Source organism: Pseudomonas sp. 1912-s (assembly GCF_029269205.1).
In the GTDB taxonomy this organism is placed as follows: Bacteria; Pseudomonadota; Gammaproteobacteria; order Pseudomonadales; family Pseudomonadaceae; genus Aquipseudomonas.
In genome coordinates, this window is the sequence record NZ_JARIXR010000033.1 from 47250 (window position 1) to 55986 (window position 8737).

At 64.0% G+C, this 8737-nt stretch carries 6 protein-coding genes; 4 read left to right on the forward strand and 2 right to left on the reverse strand.

Annotated elements, in window-relative coordinates; all coding sequences use genetic code 11:
- Positions 1 to 182: 182 nt before the first annotated feature.
- Both P3C29_RS28165 and P3C29_RS28170 read right to left on the reverse strand, forming a co-directional pair.
- Entirely contained in the window at positions 183 to 2009 is a 1827-nt protein-coding gene (locus P3C29_RS28165) for a glycoside hydrolase family 15 protein (protein WP_275965990.1), read from the reverse strand.
- Positions 2002 to 2802 carry an SDR family oxidoreductase gene (locus P3C29_RS28170; protein ID WP_275965991.1) on the reverse strand — a complete coding sequence of 267 codons (801 nt, stop codon included), beginning with the start codon at positions 2800 to 2802 and terminating at the stop codon, positions 2002 to 2004. The genes P3C29_RS28165 and P3C29_RS28170 overlap by 8 nt, the downstream gene beginning before the upstream one ends.
- Positions 2803 to 2963: 161 nt before the next feature.
- Between P3C29_RS28170 and P3C29_RS28175 the strand changes: the two genes are divergently transcribed.
- The 4 genes from P3C29_RS28175 (at position 2964) to P3C29_RS28190 (ending at position 7901) form a co-directional block, all read left to right on the forward strand.
- The gene (locus tag P3C29_RS28175; RefSeq protein ID WP_275965992.1) at positions 2964 to 3707 is read left to right on the forward strand and encodes a helix-turn-helix transcriptional regulator; all 744 of its coding nucleotides are present in this window, start codon (positions 2964 to 2966) and stop codon (positions 3705 to 3707) included.
- Between the two features lie 114 nt (positions 3708 to 3821).
- The gene (locus P3C29_RS28180) at positions 3822 to 5273 is read left to right on the forward strand and encodes a TolC family protein (RefSeq protein ID WP_201124881.1); all 1452 of its coding nucleotides are present in this window, start codon (positions 3822 to 3824) and stop codon (positions 5271 to 5273) included.
- Positions 5270 to 6400 (forward strand): HlyD family secretion protein, encoded by a 1131-nt coding sequence (locus tag P3C29_RS28185; RefSeq protein WP_201124880.1) that lies wholly within the window; start codon positions 5270 to 5272, stop codon positions 6398 to 6400. Before P3C29_RS28180 ends, P3C29_RS28185 begins: the two co-directional genes overlap by 4 nt.
- On the forward strand, positions 6390 to 7901 hold the full coding sequence (locus tag P3C29_RS28190) for an MDR family MFS transporter (RefSeq protein ID WP_201124879.1): 1512 nt from the start codon (positions 6390 to 6392) through the stop codon (positions 7899 to 7901). Before P3C29_RS28185 ends, P3C29_RS28190 begins: the two co-directional genes overlap by 11 nt.
- Positions 7902 to 8737: the final 836 nt, after the last annotated feature.

Consider the following 8737-nt stretch of genomic DNA (forward strand, 5'->3'; position numbering starts at 1 on the left):
ATCGAAGGGCTACGCATTGTGCATCGGGAATACTTGGCCTCCAAGTCTGGTGCGGTCCTCGTGGGAGCTGGCTTGCCTGCGATAGCGTTGGATCAGCTCATGCATCAATAACTGAAACACCGCTATCGCAGGCAAGCCAGCTCCCACAGGGTTACTTTGTTGTGGTCAGAGGGGGTACGGCCTCACGGCTGCCAAACCGTCTTCACCCCGCTCAACTTCCGGTCCAGGAATGTCGCCGCGCTGATCAACGCCAAATGGCTCAACGCCTGGGGTGTATTCCCCAAATGCCGGGCCTGGTTATCGAACTCTTCGGCATACAACCCCAACGGATTGGCATAGCGCAGCAGTTGCTCAAACTCCAGGTGGGCCTTTTCCACTTGCCCGGCCCGCGCCAGGCATTCCACGTACCAGAACGAACATGCGGCAAATGCGCCTTCGGTGCCTTGCAAGCCGTCAATCTGGCTGTCGTCGTTGCGGTAGCGGTACACCATGCCGTCGCGCACCAGGCTTTTCTCGATCGCTTTCAGTGTCGACAACCAGCGCGGGTCCGTCGCCGCCACAAAGCGCACCAGTGGCATCAACAGCATCGAGCCATCCAGCGCGGTGCTGCCGATATGCTGCACAAAATGCCCGCGCTCTTCGTTCCAGAAGTTGCTCCAGATGTCTGCGTAGATCGCCTGGCGCGTCTGGTCCCAGCGGGCAAACGGCGCCGGCAGCGAACGCTTGGACGCCAGGCGGATCGCCCGGTCCAGGGCCACCCAGCACATCAGCCGCGAATGCAGGAAGTGATGCTGCTCGCCGCGCATTTCCCAGATACCGACGTCTTTGTGGTTCCAGGTTTCGCAGACCTGATCGGCCACTTCCACGGTGTGTTTCCAGCCCTCGTGGGAAATGGCTTCGCCGTATTTGTTGACCAGGTACACCGCGTCCATCAGCTCGCCATAGATATCCAGCTGCACCTGGTCGTAGGCTTCGTTGCCGATGCGCACCGGTTGCGCGCCGCCGTGGCCGCTGAGGTGGCTCAGCTCGGTTTCCGGCAGTTCCTGGCGGCCATCGATGCCATACAGGATGTTGATTTTCATCGGCTGATCACAGCAGTCACCGACGCGGCCTTTCAGCCAGCGCATGTAGCCGTTGGCTTCCTCGATAAACCCCAGGCGCATAAAGGCGTAGACGGTAAACGAGGCGTCGCGGATCCAGGTGTAGCGGTAGTCCCAATTGCGCTCGCCGCCGGGGGTTTCCGGCAGGCCGAAGGTGGCGGCGGCCAGGATGGCACCGTGTTTGCGCGAGGTCAGAAGCTTCAGGGCCAGGGCCGAGCGATTGACCATCTCGCGCCAGCGCCCACGGTAGTTGGACTGGGCGATCCAGGCGCGCCAGAATTTCAGGGTGCGTTCCAGGCACAGGTCGGTGCAGTCGCTTTTGACCCGGGCGTCGTCCACGCCGCCGAGGACAAATTCGGCGCCTTCTTCGTGGCCCAGGTCAAAGGTCGCCACAGCGGCATCGCCTTCCAGCTGCATGGCGTGGCTGCCGGTCAGGCGCAGGCCCGGTTGGCCTGCTGCCTCAAAGCACACGTCGGCGTCATCCAGCGTGGCGCGGGTGGGGGCGCGGGCATAGTCATGGCGAACCGCGCAGCGCAGGTGAATGGTCGCCTTGCCGCTGACTACCCGCACCCGACGTATCAGGATGGGCAGGTCGTCGGCTTCTTCGCTGATGGTCAGGAAGTCGGTGACTTCCACCACCGCGTCATTGCTCAACCAGCGGGTTTGCAGCACGTTGGTGTCCGGCAGGTAGATCTGCTCGCGGCGGGCGTCGGGCAGGTCCGGCGTGAGCTGGAAAATCCCGGCGGCGGGGGAGTCGAGCAATGAGCAAAAGATCGAGGGGCTGTCGAATTCCGGCCAGCAGAAAAAGTCGATGCTGCCCTTGTCGTTGACCAGCGCCGCACTGCGCATGTCGCCAATGATGCCGTGGGCATCGATTGCACTTTGTGGTTCGTTTTTCAAATCAACCATTGCCACGAAACTCCGGATAAAGGCTCATGCCGCCGTCAATAAACAAGGTGCTGCCCACCACGTAGTCGGAGGCGTCACTGGCCAGCCACACCACCGCATTGGCCACGTCTTCGACGTCACCCACGCGGCCATAGGGAATCAATTTGAGCAGTTCCACCTCGGCCGCCCCTTCGGTGGCGGCACGGTTGATCGCGGTGCGAATCGCCCCGGGTGCAACGCCGTTGATGCGGATGCGCTGCTGGCTGACTTCCTGGGCCAGGGTGCGCATCAGCATTTCAACGCCGCCCTTGGACGCGGCGTAATTCACGTGTCCGGCCCAGGGAATCACCTGGTGCACCGAGCCCATGTGGATGATTTTTCCGGCGGCCCGGGACACTCCTTCGCGGATGCCCTGGCGGTTGAAGATTCGCAGGGCCGCACGGGCGCACAGGAACTGGCCGGTGAGGTTGACGCCGATCACGGCGTTCCAGTCGTCGAGGGTCATGTCGACGGCGGCGGCATCTTTTTGCATGCCCGAGTTGGCTACCAGAATGTCCAGGTGCCCGAACGCCTCAAGGGTTTGCGCAAACAGCCGCTCCACATCGGCTTCTTTCGACACATCGGCGCCAATCGCAATCGCCCGGCCGCCGTTGGCATTGATCTGCGCCGCCAAGGCTTCAGCCGGCGCGGCCTGGGCGTTGTAGTTCAGCACCACGGCGGCACCGGCCTCCGCCAGGGCCTTGGCAGCCCCCGCGCCGATCCCGGAACTGGCGCCCGTCACCAGCGCCACTTGTTGCTCCAACGAAATACGCATCGCCCACCCAACCTTTTTCAGAGTGCCCCATTAGCTGACTGACGGGGCGGCTCACAAGTTCACCGGCTGTCTGGAATGCGACGATGGCTGTCTATATCTATCGTTTTCGCCAACACACTTTTCGCTAGAATCAAAGCCTGATCGAGATGAGATGTTTCCCCATGACCCACCCGCCCAGGCCCTGGCTTGAAGCCTATGCCGACAACTACCGCAACGACGACGTGGTGCATCCCCATTGCCACGCCCAGGCGCAACTGATCCATGGGGTGTCCGGGGTGATGGTGGTCAGCACCGCCCAGGGCAGTTGGCTGGTGCCGTCCGGGCATGCGCTGTGGGTGCCTGCCGGCACCCCGCACGAAATCCGTATGGCCGGCGAGGTGCACATGCGCACGCTGTTCCTGATGCCCGAGGCCGAGCCGGGGCTGGGGCGTACCTGCCAGGTGATCGAGGTGTCGGCGTTGCTGCGGGAACTGATCGTCGCCGCCACCCTGATCGCCGGGCATAACAGCCCGCGGTTGCAAGCCATGGTCGAGTTGATCCGCATGGAATTGCTGGCCGCACCGGTGGTGGCGATGCACGTTCCGGTACCCGGTGAGGCGCGGCTGGCCCGGCTGTGCACGCATTTCATCCGCAACCCCTCTGACGACAGCAGCCTGGAATCCTGGGCCGACAGCCTGAACATGAGCGCCCGTACCCTGAGCCGGGTGTTCCAGCGGGAGTTGGGCATGAGCTTCGGCGAGTGGCGCAAGCGTGCCCGGCTGGCCTTGAGTTTGAAGTTGCTGGCCCAGGGCGTGTCGATTCTGGAGGTGGCGCTGGAGCATGGGTATCAGAGCCCGAGTGCGTTCAGTGCGATGTTTCGTCGGTCGCTGGGTTATCCGCCGAGTCATTTCCGGCCGGGGGCGTAGTGTTGCGTCATGTAACGTTGTTGTCCGTTTAGCGACGATACATGGCCCTGACGCGGGCGAATCGGACAGGCCACCTGCCTAACCTGCAAGGCTCCTTCTTGAGCGAGCCTTGTGATGCACAGCCCTTCTTTTCATCCCTGGATACCCTTCGCCCTGTTGAGCGTATTGGCCGGGTGCAGTGGCGTGGCCGGCAAGCCGACGACCGTCACGGCGCAGGTGCCGCCGCGGCTCTCGGTCGAGTCGGCCGAGCCGTTGCCCGCCCGTTGGTGGCAGCTGTACCGCGACCCGCAGCTGGACGCCCTGGTAGCACGGGCCCTGCACCAGAACAAAGACCTTGAGGCCGCTGCGGCCCACGTCGACGCCTTGCTGGCGCGGCTGGAACAGGCAGAGGGCGAGCGCCTGCCGTCCACTTCCCTGGACTATGGCCTGGCCTACGGTCGCAGCCGGGATGACCAGACCCTGGCCCAGGCCACCCACGGCCATGCCGGTGCCGAATGGAGCCACACCCCTGAGTTTTCCCTGAGCTACACCCTCGACCTGTGGGGCGAGGTGCGCTACCGCATCGCCGCAGCACGGGCGGATGCCCAGGTGGCCCGGGCGCTGGAGGACGAGTTGCGGGTGACGGTGGCCGCGCAGACCGCCCGTGCCTATGCCCAGGCGTGTGTCTATGGGTTGCAAGCGCAGGTGCAGGCGCACTCGGTGCAGGTGCTGGAGCAAAGCGTCGCGGTCACGCAAAAGCTGCAAAAGGCCGGCGCGGCGACGGACCTGGACCTGACGCGTCTGCAAGGCCTGCTGGAAGAAACCCGCGCGCCCTTGCCGATGTTCACGGCCCGGCGCAGCAGCGCCTTATATGAGTTGGCGGTGCTCAGCGGTTTACCGCCGGAACAAGTGACGCCACACCGTTGTGCCCAAGGCCCGCAGTTGCAAGCGCCGTTGCCGGTGGGCGAGGGCTGGGCGCTGGTGCAACGCCGGCCGGATATCCGCCGCGCCGAAGGGCAACTGCGCGCTGCCACCTCGACAGTGGGCCTGTCCCGGGCCGAGCTTTATCCGCGCATTACCTTCGGCGCGATGCTCGGTTCGTCCGCCAGCAGCCTGGGCAAGCTGGGAGACCGCTACGCGACGGTGTATTCCGTCGGCCCGCTGGTGTCCTGGCGTTTTCCCAACCGCCAGATCGCCCAGGCGCGGGTCAAACAGAGCCAGGCCGAAGCCCGCCAGGCCCTGGCGAGGTTTGACGGCACCGTGCTCAACGCTTTGAAGCAGGTCGAGCAAGCCATGGCCTTGTATCAAGGCGAGCAGCAGCGTCGCCAGGCGTTGACCGCAGCCCTGGACAACAACCGCCGCGCCTTCGACCTCGCCTCCCGCGGCTACCACGCCGGTGCACTGGATGCTCTGCAACTGCTGGACAGCGAACGCAGCCTGGTAGGCCTTGAAGCCCGCGTGGCCGAGTCCGACCTGCGCTTGATCAATCGCCAGATCGACCTGTTCCAGGCCCTCGGTGGCGGCTGGCAGCGTGACGATCAAACCGCCCCCTTATCTGTCGCTGTAGTCAATGGAGCCACACCATGAACCAGGCTGTTGAACCCATTCGCCTGTCTGTAATGCAACGTCATCGTCGTGCCCTGGTGACCACTGCTTCTCTGGCTACGCTGGTGGGGCTCGCCGCCTTTGCCGGCTATTGGTGGCAGTGGGGGCGCTTTCTTGAGGAAACCGACGACGCCTATGTGCGCGCCGATTGGGTCGCCATCAGCCCGCGCATCGCCGGGTATGTCGCCCAGGTGCTGGTGGAGGACAACCAGCCGGTCAAGGCCGGGGATGTATTGGTGCGTATCGACGACCGGGACTTCACCGAGCGCCTCAACAGCGCCCAGGCACAACTGCAACAGGCGCAGGCCGCCGCCACCGCGCAACAGGCCAGGGTGCAAACCCTCGACGCGCAAATGAGCGAGCAACAGCAACGCATCGCCCAGGCCCGGGCGGAGCTGAGCAGTGGCGAGGCCGAAGCCCGGCGCGCGCGGCTCGATTATCAGCGTTACCGCGAATTGGTCGCGCAGCAGGTTGCCAGCGCCCAGCACCTGGAAACCGTCAGCGCCAGCCAGGCCAAGGCCCAGGCAGCGCTGGTGCAAGCGAACGCCCAGGTCGTGCGGCAGCAAGCGCAGTTGCAGGTTTTGCAGGCGCGTCGGCAGCAGGCGCAGGCGCAAATCGTCGAGCATCAGGCGCGCATCGGCGAGGCCCAGGCCAACCTGGCCCTGGCCCGCAATGCGCTGAAGGACACCGAGATCCGCGCGCCCTTCGACGGGGTGGTGGGCCAGCGCAAGGTCCGTCGCCAGCAATACGTGATGCCCGGTCTGCCGCTGCTGGCGGTGGTGCCGGTGGAGCAGGCGTATGTGATCGCCAACTACAAGGAAACCCAGTTGCAGCACATGGCGCCCGGGCAATCGGTGGACATCTCGGTGGACAGTTTTTCCGGCGCGCACTGGCACGGCCAAGTGGAGAGCATCGCCCCCGGCTCCGGTGCGGTGTTCGCGCTGTTGCCGCCGGACAACGCCACCGGCAACTTCACCAAGATCGTCCAGCGGTTCCCGGTGAAGATCCGCCTGGAGCCCGGCGAGTCACGGATTCTGCCGGGCATGTCGGTGATCGCCACGGTCGACACCCGCCCGGCCGCCCGCCAGGAGCCTGTCCATGGAGGTTGAAGGGCGTGTGCCGTTTCGCGCCTGGGTCGCGGTGATCGGCGGGTTGTTCGGCTGCTTCATGGCCGGGATGAACGTGCACGTGACCAGCGCCGCGCTGCCGGAAATCGAAGGCGCACTGGGCGCGACCTTTGAGGAAGGCTCGTGGATTTCCACCGCTTACCTGGTGGCTGAAATCATCATGATTCCCCTCACGGCGTGGCTGGTGCAGGTGTTTTCCCTGCGCCGCGTGATGCTGTGGGGCTCGGGGATATTCCTGGTGGCTTCGGTGGCGTGTTCGCTGTCGCCGAACCTGCAAGTGATGATCTTCATTCGGGTGGTGCAGGGCGCGGCCGGGGCGGTGCTGATTCCCTTGTCGTTCCAGCTGATCATCACGGAGCTGCCGGCCAGCAAGATCCCACTGGGCATGGCCTTGTTCAGCCTCGCCAACAGCGTCGCCCAGGCGGCGGGGCCGTCGATTGGCGGTTGGCTGACCGACGCGTATTCCTGGCGCTGGATCTTCTACCTGCAACTGTTCCCGGGGATCGCGTTGCTGGCGGCGGTGGCCTGGTCCATCGACCGCCAGCCGATGCAACTGGGCCTGCTTCGCCAGGGTGACTGGCTGGGTATCGGCTGCATGGTGCTGGGCCTGGGTGCGTTGCAGATCGTACTGGAGGAGGGCGGGCGCAAGGACTGGTTCGGCTCGACCTTTATCGTGTGGATGACGCTGCTGGCGGTGGTTGGCTTGATCGGTTTTGTGGCGCGCCAATTGTGGGGCGCCCACGGCTTTATCAACCTGCGGCTGTTGGGGCACTACAACTTTGGCGTGGCCAGCGTGGCGATGTTTATCTTCGGTGCCAGCACCTACGGCCTGGTGTTTCTGGTGCCCAATTACCTGTCGCAGTTGCAGCACTACAACGCGAGTGAAATCGGCGTGAGCCTGATCGCCTATGGCCTGGTGCAACTGATCATGGCGCCGTTTCTGCCGCGCCTGATGAAGTGGGTCAGTGCCAAGATGCTGGTGGCCTCGGGGTTTGCGATCATGGCGTTGGGCTGCTGGATGGGCGCGCACCTGTCGGCAGACAGCGCCAGCAATGTGATCGTGCCTTCGATCGTGGTGCGTGGCATGGGGCAGCCGCTGATCATGGTGGCGTTGTCGGTGCTGGCGGTCCATGGGCTGGCCAAGGCGCAGGCCGGGTCGGCGTCGGCGGTGTTCTCGATGTTGCGCAACCTTGGCGGTGCGGTCGGTACGGCACTGCTGGCGCAATTGGTGGTGGTGCGCGAGCGGGTGCATTCGGCGCGTATTGGCGAGTCGGTGACGCTGTTTGACCCGGCCCTGCAAGCGCGTTTGCCCGATGGCGGGGTGCTGCAGGAGCAGTTGCCGGATCACCAGGTGGTGCTGACTGTGCTGGACCAGGGTGTTCGCCATCAGGCGTTTTTGATGGCCTACAGTGATGCGTTCTTTCTGGCGTGTGTGGCGTTGGCGGCGTGCTCTGTGGCGGCGTTGATGTTGCGGCGTACCTAGGGTGGTCAATTCTGGGGTTGACTTTGGGTGTCTGAGGGTTGAGTACATATCCGTTATTTGGGTGATGGCTGATATGGGTTCCGCTCTTACAGCGGCTCACTTTTGAAAAGCGCAAAAGTAAGCAAAACGCTCTTGCCCCACCACTCGGCACCTCGCTTGGGCTCGGTGTGCCCTCTCTCCGGCATTACTCCGCGGGCCGCCGCGACGGGGCGTCCCTGCCCCGTCGCGGCTAAACCGGCGTCCTGCCGGTTTACCCGCTCCGTACTACCTGCGTTCGGCCAGCGTGGTTTAACGGGGCGCCTAAGATCAAGATCAAAAGCAGATCAAGAACACAGCGGCCTACCGGCCGGCTTGAGTGGTGTGAAGCAAAGGCAAAATCAAAATCCAAAGCGAGCACGATCCCCTGTAGGAGCTGGCTTGCCGGCGATGGTCGTTAACGATGACGTTGGCGTCCTGAATGAACGCGGCGACCTCAGGTTTTTCGCCGGCAAGCCGGCTCCTACAGAAAAGCAGCTCTGTTTTCGCTTTGGCTTTTGCTGTGGCTTCTACCACTCAAGCCGGCCTGTAGGCCGCTGTGCTTTTGCTTTTGATTTTGATCTGGCTCTGACTGCCCCAATAAGCCCGAGGCCGAACGCAGGGATTGAGGAGCGGGTAAACCGGCAGGACGCCGGTTTAGCCGCGACGGGGCAGGGACGCCCCGTCGCGGCGGCCCGCGGAGCAATGCCGGAGTGAGGGAACACCGAGCCTAGGCGAGGTGCCGACAGGCGGGGCAGAGCCCTTTGCTTACTTTGGGGCTTTTCCAAAGTGAGTCGCTGTAAGAGCGAAACCATAAGCGG